This window comes from Pararhodobacter marinus (assembly GCF_003122215.1).
Taxonomy (GTDB): Bacteria; Pseudomonadota; Alphaproteobacteria; order Rhodobacterales; family Rhodobacteraceae; genus Pararhodobacter; species Pararhodobacter marinus.
Genome location: NZ_QEYD01000002.1, coordinates 468390 through 487871 on the forward strand (window position 1 = coordinate 468390; position 19482 = coordinate 487871).

Here is a 19482-nt window from a genome sequence, read left to right on the forward strand (position 1 = left end):
AGAATGCGGCGAGGGGAAAGGGAAGGGGCCTTGTAGGCCCCTTCGTGGCGTTTCGCCTGATCAGGCCGTCACGCGTCGGGCGCGTCGCTGAGGATCTTCGCCAGCGTTTCGGTCAGCGCGTCCTTGCGGAAGGGTTTGGGCACATGGCCGACGAATCCCGCCGCGAAATACTCGTCGATCTGGTGCTGCATCGCGTTCGCGGTCACGGCGAGGGCGGGAACCGGGGGCGCGTCTGTCTGGGCTTCGATCGCGCGGATCTTGTTGAGCGCGGCGATGCCGTCGACGACCGGCATCGAGATATCCAGCAGCACGGCATGGAAGGCGCCGGGCTGGTAGAGTTCGCAGGCATGTTGCCCGTCTTCGGCCAGCGTGATCTCGGCGCCCTGCATGGCGAGCAGCGCTTCGAGGATCGTGCGGTTGGTCGCGTTGTCATCGGCCACCAACAGACGCATGCCCGTCAGCGGCAGGTTGGCGCGGTCTTCGGCAACCGGCATCCGCAGGTTCATCTCGTCGCGCTTGGCGGGTTCAGGGCGGGATTGGTGCCTGGGATCTGGATGGGGCACGCCAACAACCTTTCTGTCTTCGCTCGGCACATGAGCCTGAACCGGGGGGGACAACGGGGCCGGTTCGGGCACGATCACGGGGGAATGTAGGGCGTCCGCGTCGCTTTCCAGAGGGGCAGGGAGGCGCAGCGAGACCGTGGTGCCCCGATCGATTTCGCTTTCCAGCCGGATGTCCCCGCCCATCAGTTCCGTCAGGCGCCGGGTGATCGACAGACCCAGCCCGGTGCCGCCAAAGCGGCGCGCGGTCGAGGATTCGGCCTGTTCGAACTCGTCGAACACCTTGGCGACCTGTTCTTCCGTCATGCCGATTCCCGTGTCTTCTACCACGATTTCCAGCATCTGGGCGTCGCCGGGATCAACATTGATGGTCAAGGTAATGGATCCCGCACGTGTGAACTTGATCGCGTTCCCCACAAGGTTATGCAGGATCTGCAGCATCCGGTTCGCATCGCCGACGCGCGATATATCGCACCCCGCGCCGACGCTGGTGAACAGCGTCAGCCCGGCCCCCGCCGCGCGGTGCTCGAACAATGCTTTCACGCGGTCGGACAACGCCCGGGGAACGAAAGGCTGGTTCTCGATCGTCATTTTCCCCGCTTCGATCTTCGCGAGGTCGAGAATGTCGTTCAGAATCGCCAGCAGCCCCTCGCCGCTGTCGCGGATGACCGAGATCATGTCGCGCTGCTGGGAGCTGAGGCTGGTTTCGCCCAGAAGGTCGGTCATCCCCAGAACGCCGGTCAGCGGCGTGCGCAATTCGTGGCTCATATTGGCAAGGAAGCGCGATTTCGCCTCGCTCGCGGCCTCGGCGCGTTCGGCGGTGGCGATCAGTTCGGTCACGTTCGAGCCGACGCCGCGATAGCCTGCATACTTGCCGTTGGCATCGTAGAACGGCCCGCCCGAGCAGCGCAGCCAGATGGGCTTCGTGCGGCGCGGCGGGTGGAAGCAAAACAGAAGCCCGCTGAATCGCTCATGAGCGGCGGCATGGCGCATCACCTTGTCCCAGTCGCCCTTGGCATGCGCCGATCCGGGCACCAGGCCCAGCGAGGTCAGCGTACGGCCGATGAACAGGCTGGCGGGGATCTGCGTGGTACGCTGAAAGCCCGAGGTCAGATGCGTGATCAGCCCGCCGGGCGCGATTTCCCAGAACCATTCGTCGCTGGCCTCGGCGATATCGGTATAGCGCTGCTGGCTCACGCGCTGCGCATCGAGCGCCGTTTCCAGCGCCTGTTTCGCCTCGCTCAGCGCCGCTTCGCGCAGCTTGCGCTTGGTGATGTCGATATGCACGCCCGATTCTTCGGCCGCCACGCCGGGACTGGACCAGCTCTGGACATGGGTTTCGGACAGGACCCAGATCCAGTGGCCGTCGCGGTGGCGGATGCGGAATTCGTGGCTGGCCGACATCGTGTCGGTGCCATAGAGCCCCGACACATTGGCATGCAGCCGCTTCAGATCCTCAGGATGGACAAGGGCTTCGAACTTGTCGCGGGTCCAGGGCAGCAATTCTTCCAGCGTGTAGCCCAGCATGGCCGCGTATTGCGCGTCGATGGTGACGCGCCCGCTCCGGCAATCGAGCTCCCATGTCCCGACGGACGAGGCTTCGAGAATCGTGCGCAGCCGCTCCTCGACCCGACGCCGTTGTGTCAGGTCCAGCCCGATTCCACTGATACGCTGGGGCTCGCCATCGGGCGTGCGATGGCTGACGCGGCCCCGGCACAGGACGCTGACCCAATGGCCCTCCTGATGCTTCAGCCGGATCTCGACCGCGACCGCATCCAGAGCGCCGTTGCGCATTTCGCGCAGCATCGCCTTCATGGCTTCATTGTCTTCGGGATGGATGAGCGAATCCCAGAGGTCACGGTCCAGCCGCGAGGTGCCTGCCGAGACATAGCCCAGCATCTGCCACCAGAACTTGTTGATTTCGGTCGTGCCGGATCCGATGTCGAATTCCCATGTCCCGATCTCGGCGCTTTCGATGATGTCCGAAAGCCGTTGCTCGGCCTGCTTCAGGGCGGTGATATCGACACGCATCCCCACGCGCCCGCCATCGGGGGTCGGCGCCTCGTAGGCGCGGATGCAGCGCCCATCGGTGAAATGCAGGTCATAATGGCTCGCCGCATCGCGGTGATGCCTGAGCCGGTCTTTCACGAATCCCTCGGTTCCGGCGTCGGCAGAGACCAGCTCGCCCGTCGCCGCGCAGGCGCGGGCAATCTCTTCGAAGGTGACGCCCGGTTTGACCATATGGCGGACGCGGGGAATATACGACCGGTAGCGTTCGTTGCAGATCACCAGCCGGTCGTCGGCATCGAACAGGGCGAATCCGTCCTGCATCGCGTCGATCGCCGCATGCAGCCGCGTATGCGCCGCCTCGGCCTCGTGCGCGAGGCGCGACAGCTCGCTTTCATGGCGCTTGCGCCCTGTAATCTCGTTCTCGATGACCAGGAACTCGCCGTTGCGGCCGTCATGGTCGGTCAGCGGCCGGATCCCCAGCTCGACCCAGATCTCGCGGCGGTCGGCGGTGGTCCGGCGCATTTCGATCTGCGCGGCCTCGCGCCGGGACAGCGCGTCGAGGACGCGGTCATGGGCATCGGGGTCAAGAGTACGGTCGAGAAGCTCGGCATAATGCCAGCCGCGGAGCTGCTCCAAAGAGCATCCCGCCTGCTGGGTAACGGCAGGATTGGCCCAGACGATCCGGGATTCCGAATCGAGGACCGTGACCAGATTGGTCATCTGTCCCGTCACGGTGGCCAGCAAGCTGTTTTCGGGGTCGCCCTCGCTTCTCAACTCGTGCGTGACGTCGCGCAGGCGAAGAACGAACCCGTCGCTGCCGCCTAGCTTGGGCCGGTAGACGACGATCATGTCATAGGTGCGTGGCCCGCGATGGGTGTCGAGCGTGAAGCGCGGCACCGTGCAATCCATGCCCTGGCGCGCCTGTTCCATGCAGTGGCGCACCTGGGCGGCCTGCGTCGCGGGCAGGTTGTCCTCGGGCAGGGTGCCGATCATCTGCGCGACATTGGCCGGGCGCAGGCCGCGTTCGGGCAGGTGGTAATCGATGCATCGCCCCTCGGAATCGGTTTCGATCAGGAATTCGGGCATTCCCGCCAGCGCGTCGCGCAATCGCGCCGATTTGTTGGCGGCCTCGAACAGGGTGTGACGGCGGCGATGTTCGGCCCCGGCGCGCTTCAGCGCGGCTGAAAGCCCGCTCGCGACGGATTGCAAGATCCATTCCTCGGTCCCGGTGAAGCTGCCGCGGGCCTTGCGCATCACGCACAGGATGCCGGCCAGCCCGCCCTTGTCGAGCAGCGGTTCGATCAGCGCGGACTGCATCCCCTGCGCCTCAAGCCCGTCCCGGAGCGCCCCCTCGGGAAGACGCGCGCAATCCGCGATCGCCCGGCCCCGGAAATTTCGGCCGTCATCGCTTTGACCGCCTTCGGACAAAGCTGCGGCCAGGGCGGTGCAAAAGCGGGGATCGGCCGGTGCGCCGCCTTGGGCCGCGGCCTCGCCCATCAGATGCGCCAGCCGCCATTCCCCCTCCGATGCCGCGTCCGATGTCGTCGCCTCGGCGTGCCGAGTCGCAGGCTGACGATCCTCGGCGCGGTTCCAGAGCGGAAGGTACAGGCAGCCCAGCTGGCCGGTCAGCGCCGAACACAGGCTGGCGAGCACGTCGTCGATAGCCGTGTACAGGTCATCCGTTTCGGCGCGCAGCAACCGACCGAGGGCCCGGATCACCACCTCGTGGGCGCCGCCGTCGCGTGCCGAGTCGTCGTCGCGGCTTGCCAGGTTTCGGCCGTCGTCCATATGCCGGAATCCTCGCGGTCTCATCTCAGGCGAGCATATCATTCTCTTCAAACGCTTCCAGCTTGAATTTCGGTCAACAAATTGTCGGGGCTCCCGAACGGGCGCCGAAAGAGCTTCGGACGGGCGTGCGGCTCACAACAGCGCGCAGGGCCACCAAGACCCCGCTCCGCCTGCTTGTCAGCGGTGCACGCTGCCATCAAGCTGAGGCCAAGATGGCCGTCCAGAAGGAGACCCGCCCATGACCCCATCCGACCTGACGCCGCCCGGGGACGCACAGGCCCGGCGCGACGTGGCGCCGGTGATCTGCTATCCGACAGACAGCCTGCCCGCGCCCGACCTTGCCCGGTACGCGCGGTTCCGCGATGCCGCGCAGCCGGTCGCGCGTCACACCATCCCCGCCCGCGATGGCGGAGCGTTCCATGTCCCTGCCGGGGGCTTTTTCCGCATTACCTGTATCGAGGGGCCGCAGGTGGGCGATCTCAACCTGTTCAGCGCCGCCGATCCGGTTGAGCGCTTCTATTCCGGCAAGACCCGCGCGTTGCACGGCACGCATCTTTCGGTGGGACACCGGATGTGGTCGGGCTTTCCGCATCTGCGCCCGATGGCCACGATGGTCGCCGATACCCTGGGCTGGTACGGGCGCGATGCCTTCGGCGGACGGGTCCACGACGTGATCGGCACGCGCTGCGATCCCTATACGCATTGGCAGCTTTCGGGCGGGGACATGTATCATCATTGCTGTCATTCGAACCTGACCCGCGCGCTGGAAGCCGAGGGCGTGGCCGAGGCCGAGACGCGGGTGCATGACGTGCTCAACGTGTTCATGTGCACGGGCTTCACCGAGGAAACCGGGCAGTATTTCATGAAGGCAAGCCCCGTGCGCCCCGGCGACCACGTGGAGTTCTTCGCCGAGATCGACCTTCTGGGCGTGCTGTCGGCCTGCCCGGGCGGGGATTGTGGCGCGGAACATTCCTCGGACAGCGCCGCCTGCCATCCGCTCCAGATCGATGTGTTCGAAACGCCCGCCGCGGTGCTGGGCGACTGGACGCCGCCGGCGCTCAACGGCTATGACGGCTCGCACGGACGGTAGGCGGGCAGGGGGCTGTCTGCCCCCTCTTTGCCTGTCGGCAAATTCACCCCCGAGGATATTTCCGGCGCAAAGATGCCGGGTCAACGAAGCGCTGATCCGGCATCTGTTCCGAATGTCGCGTCAGCGCACGTCGCGGAAGCAGCGGAAGCCCAGGTGATAGTTCATGTGGCTCGATGTCGACATGACGCGGGTGCCGTGCCAGTAAGGCGCGCGCCAGCGGGCCCAGTGTTCATGCGCGCGGATCTGGTCCCAGATGAACCACGAGCCCTTCATCTCGGTCACGCCGAGCGTGGTCGACCCGCGCGAGGCCATCTGATCCTCGCTCAGCGGCAGGTTCATGTGTTCGGCCGCGTTGCCGTCGATGTCGTAGACGCCCAGGGGCGAGTGGCATTGCGGGAACGAGCCCGAGGGATAGGTGTTCGACCCGCAGCCGCGCCAGTCGCCGCCATTGCAGCCCGGCGTCTTGAACGACCCCGTGGCGCAGACGCCCGAACGCCATTCGCCGATCGAGTAGACCCCGCGTTCGCCGGCATAGCGGTTGTTGTGCCATGACCGCATCGCCTGCACCGATCCCAGCGCGAAATTGTAATCGGGCGGCGTGAGACGCCCGGCGGCGGCGCCTTCCCATTCATGCGCGTCGCCGATCCGCGCGCCTTCCGCGGCGCAGAGGCGTGCGGCCTGATCGGCGCGCACCCATGTGACCGGATAGGTCAGCGGGACATTGGGATATTCGAACATGAAGGCGCAGACGGTGGCGTCTTCGGGTTGCTGGCTTTGCGGATCGTAGAGCGGGACCTCGAACGGGTGGCCGCAGATCCGCTCGAACCGGGCGTTGCGATAGGCGCGGCGCACGCTGTCGACCGAGCCGCCCTGGCGCTGCGCGGCTTCCTCGGGGGTCATCGGGTGCTGCGTGACCGCCGGGTTGCCCTGGCCGATATAGGGGCTTTCGCCGAAGATCGCGCGGATCCGGCCCATCGCCGCATCCGGGACGCCGCGCCATTCCTGCATCTGGCGGAACATCGTCTCGTTGTTCTGCGCCAGCGTCTGGGCCTGCGCGGCGAGCGGCGCGAGCGCCATCGACAGCGCCAGGGCCAGGTGTGTCAGTCGGGTCATGTGCGGGCTCTCCTCAGCGGCGCAGAAGGTAGAAGAAGTCGCGGTTATCCGAAAACTCGATGAAGCGGCCCATCGGGGTGCCGTCGCGGTGACGCGAATCGGATTCGGCCATGCGGCGGTCGAGATGGACAATGTCGAAATCTTCCGAGCCTGCCTCGCGCGGGTAGATCGCCGAATAGGTCAGGTCGAGCGAGTTCATGTCGAGAAGCATCGCGTAATCGCAGTGATAGGCCTGGAAGGTGCGCGCCATGCCCGAGGGCGTGACCGACATGAAGACCGCGTATTGCAGGAACTGGCGGCCTTCGATCGTGCGCATGCAGACGCCCGAGCGCAGCGTGCGCAGTTGCGCCTCGGCCGAGCCCGACCAGTTGCCGCCCATCCAGCTGCGCACCTGGCTGCCAGGAACGCCCACGCCGTTTTCGTCGGGTTCGATGATCGGCGTCCCGTTCTGACGCGCGAAGCGGATATGCGGCAGCAGGAAATCGAGATCTTCGGACCATGTCTCCATCTGCACGGTGCCGTCCTGCAGGACATAGAGCGTGGCCAGCCCCGGCTGCAGCCGCGACAGCACGACGCCGTTCACCACAAAGCCGTAATGGTGCCCATGGTTGGTATAGGCGAAATCCGTCAGCCGCCACGCGCCGTGATCGCGCTTGAAGCCGCCCGCGAAGATGCCCGCGAGCCTGTCCATGAAGATCGGGTTCAGCATGCCGGTCATGTTGAGCGGATCGACCGTGCCGAAGCCGTCGGGGCCGGGGAGGTTGTAATCGCGGCCCGCGCCCGAGGGGCGGGGCGACCAGTCGACTTCGGGATGCGAGGTGCCGATTTCGTAGCGCAGGTCGAAGCGCGACATGTCGAAGGCCCACATATGCACGTCCGAGCGGTTCTCGACCCCGTCGAGCCCGTTGGCGCCGGAGACGGACAGCACCTCCTGGCTGACCATGCCGGGCTGCACGACCGAGGCGTAGATACCCGGCGCGTTCTGCACCGCGTACCAGCTGCCGGCCTCCATCGCCGTCGAATCCGCGCCGACCAGATCGACGCGCAGATTCGAGCGCATCACCGGGTGGCTGCGCAGATCGGCGGTGCCCAGAAGCGCCACGGCGGCGCCCGCCTCGGCCTCGTCCATGGTCTGGGCCGAGGTAAGATAGGCATCTTCGTAGAGCGTGTCCTTGATCAGGTTGATCAGGCTTTCCCCGAACGGCACGTAGCCGCGCAGGAACTCGGTCACCGCTTCGCGCGTGGTGCGGCTGCCCGAACCCTGATTGCGCAGGAACATGCGTTGTTCGCAGATCGGCGAATAGGGGATATTGGCGGCGGCGGCCGCTTCCAGCTCGCCCTCCCACGGGGCGCAGGTGACGGTGCCCGCCTCGCTCTCGATCTGCAGGCTGCGCCCGTCCTCGGACAGGGCGATGGTGAAGAGTTCGGGCGCCGCGTTCTCGAGATGCCACTGGCGCAGCGAACGGCCCTCGCCGGTTTCCAGCACGAACCATGCATTCACATAGGGGTTGAGCGAAATCAGACGCAGCGGCGTGCCATCTTCGCCGATGCCGTTCAGCTCGGCGCGGAAGGGCTGAAACTCGATGACCGTGCGGCGGAAATCCTCGCGGAACTCGGCGAACTGGGCGGCGCGGTCGGCAGCGGGCATGTACCACGGCGCCATCGTGTCAGCCCAGGCCGCCGGGGCCGGGGCCATCACCGCAGAGCCGGCGACCAGGGCCAGAAGCGAGGCCGCCTTGCGGAAGGGGGCACGGTCGGGGGCCAGGGAGCCGGGGTTGATCAATGTCTTACTCCTGAAAATTACTGTCACGGCCACGGCGTCCCGGGGCGGCTGCGGCGGGCCTGAAAAACCCCGCGCCCGGTCCCGCGACACGTATCGGCGGCGAGCCTGCAACAAAGCCGCTCAGCGCGCAAATCACGCCGGGGCCAGCCGGAAGAACAGTGCGGAAGTGTTGAATTTCGGCAACTTGTCACGGAAACTTTATGTCCGCGTGAAGACAAGTCTTGGTGCTGCGCAGCCACGTATGAGGCCAGTTCCGGCATGCAACGGCATACCGATTGATTTCCGGGCCGGTGCTGGCTATGACGACGCCAAATCACCCGAGGAGTGTCCCATGACCGCGACCCGCACCGAGACCGACAGCTTCGGCCCGCTGGAAGTTCCCGCCGACAAGTACTGGGGCGCCCAGACCCAGCGTTCGATCATGAACTTTCCCATCGGCTGGGAAAAGCAGCCGGTGCCGATCATCCGCGCGCTGGGTGTGGTGAAGAAAGCGGCGGCGACGGTCAACGAAGGGTTCGGCGATCTGGACAAGACGCTGGCCGACGCGATCAAGGCTGCCGCGACCGAGGTGATCGAGGGCAAGTTCGACGACAACTTCCCGCTGGTCGTGTGGCAGACAGGCTCGGGCACGCAATCGAACATGAACGCGAACGAGGTGATCTCGAACCGCGCGATCGAGATGCTGGGCGGCGAGAAGGGCTCGAAGAAGCCGGTTCACCCCAACGACCATTGCAATATGGGCCAGTCCTCGAACGACACTTTCCCGACGGCGATGCATGTCGCCATCGGCATGCAGGCGCGCGATGTGCTGCTGCCGGGGTTGAAGAAGCTGCACGCGGCGCTCGCCGCGAAGTCGGAAGAGTTCAAGGATATCATCAAGATCGGCCGCACCCATACGCAGGATGCGACGCCGCTGACGCTGGGCCAGGAATTCGGCGGCTACGCGCATCAGGTGGCGCAGGGGATCAAGCGCGTGGAAATGTGCCTGCCCGACATCTACGAACTGGCGCAGGGCGGCACCGCGGTGGGGACCGGGCTGAACACCCGCAAGGGCTTTGCCGAGAAGGTCGCGGCGGAGATCGCCACGATCACCGGTCTTCCCTTCGTCACCGCGCCCAACAAGTTCGAAGCGCTGGCCGCGCATGACGCGATGGTCATGTTCTCGGGCGCGCTGAAGACCGTCGCCGCGTCGCTGTTCAAGATCGCCAACGACATGCGGCTTCTGGGGTCGGGCCCGCGCTCGGGGCTGGGCGAGCTGATCCTGCCGGAAAACGAGCCCGGCTCGTCGATCATGCCCGGCAAGGTGAACCCGACGCAGGCCGAAGCGCTGACCATGGTCTGCGCGCATGTCATGGGCAATGACGCCGCCGTCGGCATGGCCGGGTCGCAGGGGCATTTCGAGCTCAATGTCTACAACCCGATGATGTCCTACAACGTGCTGCAATCGATGCAGCTTCTGGGCGATTCGGCCTCGGCCTTCACCGACAACATGGTCGTGGGCACGCAGGCCAATACCGCGCGGATCGAAAAGCTGATGAAGGAATCGCTGATGCTGGTGACGGCGCTGGCGCCGACCATCGGCTACGACGCCGCGACCAAGGTCGCCAAGACCGCGCACAAGAACGGCACGACCCTGCGCGAGGAAGCGATCGCGCTCGGCTATGTCGATGGCGAGACCTTCGACCGCATCGTGCGGCCTGAGGACATGATCGGCCCCAAGGGCTGATCCACGCAACGCAGGCAGGAAAAGCGGTCCCGAGGGGCCGCTTTTTTCATGCGCGTTCCACGCGCGGGAACCGAAGGGCCGCAAGCGACGTTGCTCTTGTCGCGCGGTCATAGGAACATGCGTGGCACAGGGGAGATCAGGCCATGCAATGGCGCGGAAAACGGACCAGCAGCCATATCGAGGACCGGCGCCGCGGCGGCGGTTTCCGCCAGGCGGGCATGCCCGGTATCCGCGTCGGTCGCCGGGGGGGCGGGCGCGGCAGCCCGATGGGGATCTTCGCTACCATCGTCGTGTTGCTGATCGGCGCCTATTTCGGCGTCGACATGACCGGGTTGCTGGGCGGATCGCAGGGCGGCTATGCCACGCAAGGCGCCGCACCCGCCGGCCCCAACACGATCGACGATGACGAAGAAGCCTTCGTCGCCACCATGCTGGGCGAGACCGAACAGGTCTGGTCCGAGATTTTCGCGGCTTCCGGCGAACGCTACACACCCACCACGTTGGTCCTTTATTCCGGCGGCACCGGTTCGGCCTGCGGTATGGCGCAGGCGGCGATGGGGCCGTTCTATTGCCCGGGCGACCGGCGCGTGTATCTCGACACCTCGTTCTTCCGGGTGCTGGAACAGCGCATGGGCGCGGGCGGCGATTTCGCCAATGCCTATGTCATCGCGCATGAAGTCGCCCATCACGTCCAGAACCTCACCGGCACGCTGGGGCAGGTGAATGCCGAGCGCCAGCGCGCGGACGAGAGGCAGGCAAACGCGCTTTCGGTGCGGCTGGAATTGCAGGCCGATTGCTATGCCGGGGTCTGGGCCAGCCGCGCCGCCGCCGGGCTTCAGGTGACCGAGGCCGATATCCGCGAAGCGCTCGACACCGCCGCCGCCATCGGCGACGATACGCTGCAGCGCTCGGCCGGAGGACGCGTCGTCCCCGACAGCTTCACCCATGGCAGCGCCGAGCAGCGTCAGACATGGTTCTTCACCGGCTACCGCTCGGGCGATCCGGGCCGGTGCGACACGTTCTCGGCGCGCAACTTGTAAGGGAGACGAGACGATGGCCGAGATCATCAACCTCAGGACCCGGCGCAAACAGGCCGCGCGGGAGACCGCGCGGACCAGGGCCGATGCCAACGCCGCGCAGCACGGGCTGAGCAAGGCGCAGAAAGAGCTGGCAAAGGCTCGAAGCGAGAAATCCGCGCGCGAACTGGACGGTCACAAACGTGACCCCGACAGGTCCTGAGCCCGACCGCCCATCTTTGTTCTCCAGATATCCCGGGGGTGCGGGGGCTGGCCCCCGCAATCAAACCTGTGCGGGGGCTGGCCCCGCATTTAAATCTGCGCGGGGGTTGGTCCCGCTAGCGCGCCCGCCACGCGGCCCAGGCCTCGGGCGTATCCAGATCCGTCACCGCGTGCTCTCCGGGCAGGGCCAGCAAGGCAGCCGGATGCGCTTTCAGAACCGACCGCGCGCCTTCGTCGCCGTGAAGATCCGCCAACGACCCGAGTAATGCGGCAGGAAACACCACGGGATGCCCCGGCGTGCCATCCTCGGCGGAGCCGCGCAGCGGGGTTGCGCCGTCGAACGCCTTGGCGATACGGGTGAAATCGTCGGCCGTGATCTCGGGCATATCGGCGGGCACGACCATCAGTGGCCGGCCGGCAGCCCATTCCGCCGCCCGCCGCAGGGACGCGCTCATGCCGCTTGCAGCGTCGGGGACAGGCAGGATCTGCAATGTCAGACCTTCCAGCGCCGCCACGCGGGCGGGGCGATCCGGCGGCAGCGTCACCGCGACCGGTCCACAGCCCGCCGCCAGCAGCGCCAGCGCCTGACGGCGCAGCAAGGGCATCCCGTCGACCGGCTCGAGCAGCTTGTCGGCGCCTCGCATCCGGCGCGAAGAACCGGCGGCCAGTAGCACGCAGGCAAGGTCTGCCACGCGATTTACCGTGTCCGGCAGGTGCCCGCCCATTGCGAGGCGCGCATCTGGCTGGCGAGCAGGATCAGGTTCGAGGAATGCACCGAGACGCCATTCGCGCCGATGCTGGTCAGCGTCGAGCGGCGGGCATCATGGACGACCATCACGCCATCCTCGGTAAAGGTCTGTTTCATCGGCGGCAGGTCGCGCTCGCCCTCGTACCAGACATCGTCGCCATCGGTCTCCATGACCATGGTAAAGGACAGGATTTCGTCCGTGCCCGACACGCATTCGGCCGAGGACAGGTCGCATTCGGTCGTGTAGCTGCAATCGACGATGCGCAATTCCTCATTCGCCCCGGCGCAGGAGGCGAAGGCGATGGCGAAGCAGGCGGCAAAGGGGCGCAGGGTCATCGGGGTGAAACCTCGGGCTGTGATACGTGTCGGCAGGAAGGTAGGGGGCGGCGCGGCGATTGACCAGCGGCCGCGGACCGGATCCCGCGCGCGACGGTGGGTTCCCGCCGGTCAGGACAATGCCGACGCGCCGCCGCTCAGTCGAGATCGTCAAGATCGCCGAGCGGATCCTCGTCCCCGGGCTCGGCGCCGAGCTCGTCATCGAGCCCATGCGCACCGCGTTCACGGTAAGGCGTCGTGCCATATTGCGCGCGGTAGCATTTCGAGAAATGCGACGGCGAGGTGAAACCGCAGGCCAGCGCCACGTTGATCACCGACAATTCGGTCTGCATCAGCAGGTTGCGCGCGCGGGCAAGCCGCAATTCCATGTAGTAACGCTTGGGCGAGCGGTTCAGGTAACGCCGGAACAACCGTTCGAGCTGACGCGTCGACATGCCGACTTCCTCGGCCAGATCGGCGGGCGAGACGGGCTCTTCGATGGATTGCTCCATCCGCTCGATCACCCGCGACAGGCGGGGATGGCGCACGCCGATGCGGGTGGGGATCGACAGGCGCTGGATGTCGCGGTCGGTGCGGATTGTGGTGTAGATCAGCTGATCGGCCACCGAATTGGCCAGATCCTTGCCGTGATCGTCGGCGATCATCGTCAGAACAAGGTCGATGGCCGCCGTGCCGCCCGCTGCCGTCAGCCGGTTGCCGTCGATCACGAAGACCGATTTCGTCAGCTCGGTATCGGTGAATTCCTCAAGGAAGCCGTCGCGGTTTTCCCAGTGGATCGTCGCGCGGCGGTTCTCCAGTAGCCCCGCTTCAGCGAGCGTATGCGCGCCGGTGCACAGCCCGCCGATCACCGCGCCCTTGCGCGCCACCTTGCGCAGCCAGTTGACCACGGGCGGGGTGGTATTGGTGCGTACGTCGATGCCGCCGCAGATGATGACGATATCGTCGCGACCCGTTTCGCAAAGCGGCCCGTCCACCATCACCCGGGTGCCGTTCGAACACGACACCTCGCCGCCCGTGGCGCTGACGAGGCTCCAGCGATAGAGCGCCTGGCCGCTCATCCGGTTGGCGATGCGCAGAGGTTCGATCGCCGCGGCGAAAGACAGCATGGTGAACTGGTTGAGCAGCACGAAGACGAAATGCCGCTGCCGCGCAGGCGCCGATTGCGTGCGTTTCGCCGCCGGGGCCGTCACCGTCGCCGGAGATCGGACCGAATGCGCGGCAGCTCCGGTGCGGATACCTGGCAGCTTGCTGGCGGCGGGGGCAGGGTTGCGCCGTGAGGCGGGAGTATCGCTCATCTCGTCATCCGGTGAAGGGGCCGGGTCGCGGGGCGAGGGCCGACTGGAATGATTCCAACACGAAAACCCGATCTTCCGCAAGAACCCGCGCGCGCGCGTTTTTGCGAGTTGCGGGTTTGCAAGGACTTCGGGCGGGTGTAAGAGCCGATGCTACCGCTGACACGAGGATTCCGCCGGGTTCTCGGGACGTCGGCGTGCATCGACGGAGGACACGATGACCGAAGCCTGGAGCAAGTCGGCCTGGCGCGCGAAAGAGCGCATCCAGATGCCCGATTATCCCGACTCGGCCGCGCTGAACGCGGTCGAGGCACAGCTGGCGAACTTTCCCCCGCTGGTCTTTGCCGGCGAGGCGCGCGAATTGAAGCGCAAGCTGGGCGAGGCCGCTCAGGGCCGGGCGTTCCTGCTGCAGGGCGGCGATTGCGCCGAAAGCTTCTCGGAATTCAACGCGGACCTCATCCGCGACACCTTCAAGGTGCTCTTGCAGATGGCGGTCGTGCTGACCTATGGCGCGAAAGTGCCGGTGGTGAAGGTGGGCCGCATGGCGGGCCAGTTCGCCAAACCGCGCTCGGCACCGACCGAGACGCTGGGCGGGGTCGAACTGCCCAGCTACCGGGGGGACATCATCAACGGTTTCGATTTCACCGAGGCCGCGCGGGTGCCCGATCCGCAGCGGATGCTGCAGGCCTATACGCAGGCCTCGGCCTCGCTGAACCTGCTGCGGGCTTTTTCAAAGGGCGGCTTCGCCGATATCCACCGCGTGCATAGCTGGACGCTGGGTTTCACCAAGTCCGAGGATGCCGAGAAGTACAAGGCACTGTCGGACCGGATCTCGGACGCGCTGGACTTCATGACGGCCGCGGGCGTGACCAAGGACACGATGGGCGCGATGTCGACGGTGGACTTCTTCACCTCGCACGAAGCGCTGCTGCTGGAATACGAAGAGGCCCTGTGCCGGATCGACTCCACCACCGGCCTGCCGGTCGCGGGGTCGGGCCACATGATCTGGATCGGCGACCGCACGCGGCAGCCAGACGGCGCGCATGTCGAATTCGCGCGCGGCGTGCAGAACCCGATCGGTCTGAAATGCGGGCCCTCGATGACCTCCGAGGATCTGAAGGTCCTGATGGCCAAGCTGAACCCCGAGAACGAGTTCGGCCGCCTGACGCTGATCGCGCGTTTCGGCGCGGGCAAGTCGACCGAGCACCTGCCGCGCCTGATCCGCACCGTGCGCGAGGCGGGCGCCAACGTGCTGTGGACCTGCGACCCGATGCACGGCAACACGATCAAGTCGGACTCGGGCTTCAAGACCCGGCCGTTCGAGCGCGTGCTGCAGGAAGTCCGCGACTTCTTTGCCGTTCACAAATCCGAAGGCACGATCCCCGGCGGCGTGCATTTCGAGATGACCGGCAAGGACGTGACCGAATGCACGGGCGGCCTGCGCGCGGTGACGGACGAGGATCTGTCGAGCCGCTATCACACCGCCTGTGACCCGCGTCTCAACGCCTCGCAATCGCTGGAGCTTGCCTTCCTCGTGGCCGAGGAACTGTCCGAGCGCCGCAAGGAAATGCAGCGCAAGGCGGTCTGAACCGAGCCGCGACAGGACGAAAACGGGCGGCGACCGGGGGACGGTCGCCGCTTTTTTCGTGGCTCGACAGGTTTTTCGGGATGAAGGCGGCTTGCTCAGGCCTTGCCACCCTGAATGACGCGGAAGCGCGGCGGCGCGGCGGGACGGGCAAGCGGGCGCCCCGGCGCAACCGCAGCTGGTCGTTGCGGCGGCGTTACCTTGCCGGTTACCAGCGCGGGGCCGGTGTCGCGGGCCGTCTGCACCGGCGCGGTCAGCCGGAAGCGGCGCGGTGCGCGACCCGCGGGACCGCGCGTTTCCAGAACGCCGAGAATGCGCGTGATCTGCCCCTTGGTATCGGTCAGCGGCAAGAGCACCAGCACGCCGTCCAGCGCGGGCTGGCGCAGCCCCGTATCCGAACGCAACGGCAGCACAGCGCGCGCGCCCTTCGCCACCTGTTCCAGCGCGCCGCCCAGCTCGTCGCGAGCCTCGGCGGTCAGGAACACGCTGAGAGGCATCCCGCGCGGGTCCATGCCCAGAAGATCACTCAGTTGCTGACCCGTCAGCCGCAGCCGCGCGACGCTGGGCGCGACCAGTTCGGCGATGAACATCACGTCCAGACAATGGGCCAGCGGCTTGGGGTCGATCTCGGCCCGCTCGGGGCAAAGCCTGGCGCCGCGCAGGGCGTTCCAATGGTCCTGAACATGGCGGGCGGCGGGGAAATCGGGCGCCTCGCTGCGCCCGGACCGGGGCAGGGCGATGACAGGAGCGCCGGGCTGCGGCGCGCGTTCGGATCCGGAACCGGAAGGGCGATCAGACATGCTCTGCTCCTTGGCGCCGGGCTGACCTTTCGCGGCGCCGGCCCATTCGGGCGGCGGTGGCTCAGGGGTCAGCCGGGCATTTACCTTTGATTGTGATTTCTTACTGTTGCCTTAATCTAGCCGTAATTTCCGCGTGTGGGGGCGATTTCTGAAGATATGGTTAAGTCGATGACAGGCTACGCCGCGGCGAGCGAAGAAATCCACGTCAACTCGGTCACTTACGGGTGCCAATGGGACCTGCGCGCGGTCAATGGCCGGGGGCTCGACCTGCGGTTTCGGCTGCCAGACTGGCTGGACGGGCTTGAGTCGAGCCTGCGGAAAATGCTCGGAATGCGGCTGAAACGTGGCAACGTGACCATGGCGTTAAAGTTGGTTCGGGCCGAAAGCGGCGCGGCGCTCCGACTCAATCCGCAGGCTCTGGCGGCGGCGGTCGAGATGGTCATCGCCGCCGAGACGCAGGCCGAAGCCCGCGGGCTGGGGCTGGCGCCGATGAATGCCGGCGACCTGCTTGCGCTGAAGGGCGTGGTCGAGACCGGCCCCGATACCCCGCTCGATGCCGAGGCACAGGTGGCGCTGGTCGCCGCGCTTCTGGACCGCGCCGGACCGCTCATCGACGCGTTCGAGGCCGCGCGCGCCAGCGAGGGTGCGGCGCTTGGCGCGGTGATCGCGGCGCAGGTGGACCGGATCGAGGCGCTCGCCGCCGAAGCGCGGCGCGCCCTTCCGGTCAGGCGCGCGGATCAGGCCGAAACCCTGAAAACCGCGCTCGCACGGCTGGGCGAGGTGGCGCCCGGTGTCGATGCCGGACGGCTGGAGCAGGAACTGGCCCTGATCGCGGTCAAGACCGACATTACCGAAGAGCTCGACCGGCTGGACGCGCATGTCGGCGCGGCGCGGGCGCTTCTGGGCGAAGACGGGCCGATCGGCCGCAAGCTGGATTTCCTGATGCAGGAATTCAACCGCGAGGCCAACACCTTGTGTGCCAAGGCCCAGAGCGCCGAGCTGACGCGGATCGGGCTTGACCTCAAGACCGTCATCGACCAGATGCGCGAGCAAGTGCAAAATCTGGAGTAGCCCATGGCCCCCCATCCGTCGCGCCGCGGTCTTCTGATCATCCTGTCCTCGCCCTCGGGCGCGGGGAAATCGACGCTGGCGCGGCGGCTGATGGCCTGGGACCCGTCGCTGAAATTCTCGGTCAGCGCCACCACCCGCGCGCCCCGGCCGGGCGAAAGCGAAGGGGTCGAGTATTACTTCAAGTCGAAGGACGAGTTCGCCGCGCTCGTGGCCTCGGGCGGGATGCTGGAACATGCCGAAGTATTCGGCAATTTCTACGGCACCCCCAAGGGCCCGGTCGAAGCCGCCAGCGCCGAAGGCCGCGATACGCTCTTCGATATCGACTGGCAGGGCGGCCAGCAGGTGCGCAATTCCTCGCTGGGCCGCGACGTGGTGTCGATCTTCATCCTGCCGCCCTCGATCGCCGATCTGGAAGCGCGCCTGCGCACCCGCGCGCAGGACAGCGACGCGGTCATCGCCGGGCGCATGGCGAAAAGTCGCGACGAGATCAGCCATTGGGCGGAATACGATTACGTCGTGGTGAACCACGATCTGGATCAGGCCGAGGAAGAGCTTCGCACGATCCTGCGCGCCGAGCGGATGCGCCGCGACCGCCAGCCGGGGCTCAGCGATTTCGTCCGCGCGCTGAACGCCGAATTCGAAACCCGCAGCACAGGAGCCGTCTCATGATCTACGCGCTGGAAGATGTCACGCCCGAGATCGACGCCGATAGCTGGGTCGCGCCCGATGCCAATGTGATCGGCCGGGTGCGGATGGCGGCGGGTTCCTCGGTCTGGTTCACGGCCACCCTGCGCGGCGACAACGAATGGATCGAGATCGGCGCAGGCTCGAACGTGCAGGAAGGCTGCACGCTGCATACCGATATGGGCTATCCGCTGAGCATCGGTCGCGATTGCACGATCGGGCACAATGTCATCCTGCATGGCTGCACCATCGGCGACGAAACGCTGATCGGCATGGGCGCCACCATCCTGAACGGCGCGGTGATCGGCAAGAACTGCCTGATCGGCGCGGGCGCGCTGATCACCGAGGGCAAGCGCATCCCCGACGGCAGCCTTGTGATGGGCTCGCCCGGCAAGGTGGTGCGCGAGCTTGACGCGGCGGCGATCACCCGGCTGAAAGCCTCGGCTGCGGGCTATCAGGCGAATATGCGCCGCTTCCGCGACGGGCTGCGCGCGCTCTGACGCCTCAGCCCGGCAGCCGGGCTGTCAGGTCGCGCAACACGGCCAGCCGGATCGCGCCTGCCAGCCCGGTATCGCCCCGCGCCGCGTCGATCTCGGCCGCGCATTCGTTGATTCCCTGTCCGCGCCGCTTGGCATAGCCGCGGAAGGCCTCCCAGAATTCCGGTTCCAGCGAAACCGAGGTGCGGTGGCCCTTGAGCGTGAGCGAGTGCTTCTCGGGCCGGCTCATGCGTCCTCAAGCAGCATTGGGAACCAGTCTTCGCGCAGCCTTTGACCCGGGCGCATGTCGTGGCCGGGGAAGGGGGGCGAGGTGCGGCCCGGCCGCTCGACATAACGCGCATCGTCACCCAGAAGCCGCAGCGAAAAGGCCCGGCGGCGGCGATCCGTGGTATTGCCGCGCGCGCCGTGCAGGGTGCGGAAATCGAACGCGACCGCATCGCCCGGCTCCAGCGCCCATTCCAGCACCCGCATCCCTTCGGCATCGGGATCGGGCACGGGGCGATAGGCGTCGGGATCGGGATAGAACGCGGTCTCGGCCAGCCAGCGGGTCGGCAGAACCGGCTTGTCCCACAGATGCGAGCCTGCGACGCAGCGCAGCGTGGCGGTGGTGACGGGCTCCATCGGCGCCCAGAAACTGACGGTCTGCGCGCCCTCGACGAAGTAATAGGGCCCGTCCTGATGCCAGGGCGTGGGCTTCGCGGTGCCCGGCTCCTTGATCAGCACGTGATCGTGGAACAGCTGAACGCTTTTCGACCCCATCAGCGCGGCGGCGACCTGCGCGACCGGAGAGTTGCGGATCACGTCGCCGAATTCGGGGATCCGCTGCCAGTTGCAATAATCGTCGAAGAACCGCCCGCCCTCGCCGGGCTTGAGATTCTCGGCCGCGTAGGGGCCAGGCTCGGCCAGGTTGCGCTCGATCCCCTGCGCGATCGTATCGATCCAATCGGTCCACAGCCCCCGAATGACGATGGCCCCGTCGCGCGGGAAGGCCGCGATGTCATCGGGTGAGACGAGATCTGTGGGCATGGGATGGGCTCCTGTCGGTCGGGGGGACACTGCGACGCGGGCGGGGGTGAGTCAATCGGGCGCTGCGCGTTTGGTTTGCGTCCGGGGGAGGCTCCGCTCCCCCGGGCCCCCTCGGGAGTATTTCGGGCAGAATGA

At 66.6% G+C, this 19482-nt stretch carries 17 protein-coding genes; 8 read left to right on the forward strand and 9 right to left on the reverse strand.

Translation table 11 applies throughout. The features are described 5' to 3' along the window. Positions 1-68 precede the first annotated feature (68 nt). Entirely contained in the window at positions 69-4358 is a 4290-nt protein-coding gene (locus tag C4N9_RS04875) for a PAS domain S-box protein (protein WP_168192118.1), read from the reverse strand. 238 nt (positions 4359-4596) lie between these two features. On the opposite strand from C4N9_RS04875, the gene C4N9_RS04880 reads away from it, so the two are divergent. After that, positions 4597-5448 carry an urea carboxylase-associated family protein gene (locus C4N9_RS04880; protein WP_210403978.1) on the forward strand — a complete coding sequence of 284 codons (852 nt, stop codon included), beginning with the start codon at positions 4597-4599 and terminating at the stop codon, positions 5446-5448. Positions 5449-5568: 120 nt separating this feature from the next. Here C4N9_RS04880 and C4N9_RS04885 read toward each other — a convergent pair whose 3' ends face one another. Both C4N9_RS04885 and C4N9_RS04890 read right to left on the reverse strand, forming a co-directional pair. After that, positions 5569-6561: a hypothetical protein gene (locus C4N9_RS04885; protein ID WP_109532162.1), complete on the reverse strand. Its 993-nt coding sequence runs from the start codon at positions 6559-6561 to the stop codon at positions 5569-5571. 13 nt (positions 6562-6574) lie between these two features. Continuing rightward, positions 6575-8344 carry a hypothetical protein gene (locus tag C4N9_RS04890; protein WP_109532163.1) on the reverse strand — a complete coding sequence of 590 codons (1770 nt, stop codon included), beginning with the start codon at positions 8342-8344 and terminating at the stop codon, positions 6575-6577. Positions 8345-8675: 331 nt separating this feature from the next. On the opposite strand from C4N9_RS04890, the gene fumC reads away from it, so the two are divergent. The 3 genes from fumC to C4N9_RS04905 all read left to right on the forward strand — a co-directional run bounded on the left by fumC (position 8676) and on the right by C4N9_RS04905 (position 11309). Then, entirely contained in the window at positions 8676-10070 is a 1395-nt protein-coding gene (fumC, locus tag C4N9_RS04895; protein WP_109532164.1) for a class II fumarate hydratase, read from the forward strand. Between the two features lie 143 nt (positions 10071-10213). Then, entirely contained in the window at positions 10214-11110 is an 897-nt protein-coding gene (ypfJ, locus tag C4N9_RS04900; RefSeq protein WP_109532165.1) for a KPN_02809 family neutral zinc metallopeptidase, read from the forward strand. Positions 11111-11123: 13 nt separating this feature from the next. Further along, entirely contained in the window at positions 11124-11309 is a 186-nt protein-coding gene (locus tag C4N9_RS04905) for a DUF4169 family protein (protein WP_109532166.1), read from the forward strand. 115 nt (positions 11310-11424) lie between these two features. On the opposite strand, the gene C4N9_RS04910 is transcribed toward C4N9_RS04905, so the two are convergent. The 3 genes from C4N9_RS04910 to C4N9_RS04920 all read right to left on the reverse strand — a co-directional run bounded on the left by C4N9_RS04910 (position 11425) and on the right by C4N9_RS04920 (position 13582). Continuing rightward, positions 11425-12000, reverse strand: coding sequence for a nucleotidyltransferase family protein (locus tag C4N9_RS04910; RefSeq protein ID WP_425440793.1), 576 nt, complete (start codon positions 11998-12000; stop codon positions 11425-11427). Between the two features lie 5 nt (positions 12001-12005). Continuing rightward, positions 12006-12392: a hypothetical protein gene (locus C4N9_RS04915; RefSeq protein WP_109532168.1), complete on the reverse strand. Its 387-nt coding sequence runs from the start codon at positions 12390-12392 to the stop codon at positions 12006-12008. A 137-nt stretch (positions 12393-12529) separates the two neighbouring features. After that, the gene (locus tag C4N9_RS04920) at positions 12530-13582 is read right to left on the reverse strand and encodes a GlxA family transcriptional regulator (RefSeq protein ID WP_370225395.1); all 1053 of its coding nucleotides are present in this window, start codon (positions 13580-13582) and stop codon (positions 12530-12532) included. Between the two features lie 319 nt (positions 13583-13901). Here C4N9_RS04920 and C4N9_RS04925 point away from each other — a divergent pair, with 319 nt between their 5' ends. Beyond that, positions 13902-15272, forward strand: coding sequence for a class II 3-deoxy-7-phosphoheptulonate synthase (locus C4N9_RS04925; protein ID WP_109532170.1), 1371 nt, complete (start codon positions 13902-13904; stop codon positions 15270-15272). Between the two features lie 95 nt (positions 15273-15367). On the opposite strand, the gene C4N9_RS04930 is transcribed toward C4N9_RS04925, so the two are convergent. Next, positions 15368-16069 (reverse strand): PAS domain-containing protein, encoded by a 702-nt coding sequence (locus C4N9_RS04930; RefSeq protein ID WP_109532171.1) that lies wholly within the window; start codon positions 16067-16069, stop codon positions 15368-15370. Positions 16070-16237: 168 nt separating this feature from the next. Between C4N9_RS04930 and C4N9_RS04935 the strand changes: the two genes are divergently transcribed. From C4N9_RS04935 to C4N9_RS04945, 3 genes are read left to right on the forward strand one after another with little or no spacing between them, the layout of a single operon-like run. After that, entirely contained in the window at positions 16238-17140 is a 903-nt protein-coding gene (locus C4N9_RS04935; RefSeq protein ID WP_245902459.1) for a YicC/YloC family endoribonuclease, read from the forward strand. A 3-nt stretch (positions 17141-17143) separates the two neighbouring features. Beyond that, entirely contained in the window at positions 17144-17809 is a 666-nt protein-coding gene (gmk, locus tag C4N9_RS04940; RefSeq protein ID WP_109532173.1) for a guanylate kinase, read from the forward strand. Further along, positions 17806-18324 (forward strand): gamma carbonic anhydrase family protein, encoded by a 519-nt coding sequence (locus C4N9_RS04945; protein WP_109532174.1) that lies wholly within the window; start codon positions 17806-17808, stop codon positions 18322-18324. Before gmk ends, C4N9_RS04945 begins: the two co-directional genes overlap by 4 nt. A gap of 4 nt (positions 18325-18328) precedes the next feature. Here C4N9_RS04945 and C4N9_RS04950 read toward each other — a convergent pair whose 3' ends face one another. Together C4N9_RS04950 and C4N9_RS04955 are read right to left on the reverse strand one after the other, a co-directional pair. Further along, positions 18329-18550, reverse strand: coding sequence for a ribbon-helix-helix domain-containing protein (locus tag C4N9_RS04950; protein ID WP_109532175.1), 222 nt, complete (start codon positions 18548-18550; stop codon positions 18329-18331). After that, complete coding sequence (locus C4N9_RS04955; protein ID WP_109532176.1) at positions 18547-19347, reverse strand: phytanoyl-CoA dioxygenase family protein; 801 nt, start codon at positions 19345-19347, stop codon at positions 18547-18549. Before C4N9_RS04955 ends, C4N9_RS04950 begins: the two co-directional genes overlap by 4 nt. Positions 19348-19482 lie beyond the last annotated feature (135 nt).

Coding starts and splice junctions, on each gene's coding strand:
- C4N9_RS04875 (WP_168192118.1), bottom strand. CDS start 4,358: ATGGACGACGGCCGAAACCTGGCAAGCCGCGACGACGACTCGGCACGC.
- C4N9_RS04880 (WP_210403978.1), top strand. CDS start 4,597: ATGACCCCATCCGACCTGACGCCGCCCGGGGACGCACAGGCCCGGCGC.
- C4N9_RS04885 (WP_109532162.1), bottom strand. CDS start 6,561: ATGACCCGACTGACACACCTGGCCCTGGCGCTGTCGATGGCGCTCGCG.
- fumC (WP_109532164.1), top strand. CDS start 8,676: ATGACCGCGACCCGCACCGAGACCGACAGCTTCGGCCCGCTGGAAGTT.
- ypfJ (WP_109532165.1), top strand. CDS start 10,214: ATGCAATGGCGCGGAAAACGGACCAGCAGCCATATCGAGGACCGGCGC.
- C4N9_RS04905 (WP_109532166.1), top strand. CDS start 11,124: ATGGCCGAGATCATCAACCTCAGGACCCGGCGCAAACAGGCCGCGCGG.
- C4N9_RS04915 (WP_109532168.1), bottom strand. CDS start 12,392: ATGACCCTGCGCCCCTTTGCCGCCTGCTTCGCCATCGCCTTCGCCTCC.
- C4N9_RS04925 (WP_109532170.1), top strand. CDS start 13,902: ATGACCGAAGCCTGGAGCAAGTCGGCCTGGCGCGCGAAAGAGCGCATC.
- C4N9_RS04930 (WP_109532171.1), bottom strand. CDS start 16,069: ATGTCTGATCGCCCTTCCGGTTCCGGATCCGAACGCGCGCCGCAGCCC.
- C4N9_RS04935 (WP_245902459.1), top strand. CDS start 16,238: ATGACAGGCTACGCCGCGGCGAGCGAAGAAATCCACGTCAACTCGGTC.
- gmk (WP_109532173.1), top strand. CDS start 17,144: ATGGCCCCCCATCCGTCGCGCCGCGGTCTTCTGATCATCCTGTCCTCG.
- C4N9_RS04945 (WP_109532174.1), top strand. CDS start 17,806: ATGATCTACGCGCTGGAAGATGTCACGCCCGAGATCGACGCCGATAGC.
- C4N9_RS04950 (WP_109532175.1), bottom strand. CDS start 18,550: ATGAGCCGGCCCGAGAAGCACTCGCTCACGCTCAAGGGCCACCGCACC.
- C4N9_RS04955 (WP_109532176.1), bottom strand. CDS start 19,347: ATGCCCACAGATCTCGTCTCACCCGATGACATCGCGGCCTTCCCGCGC.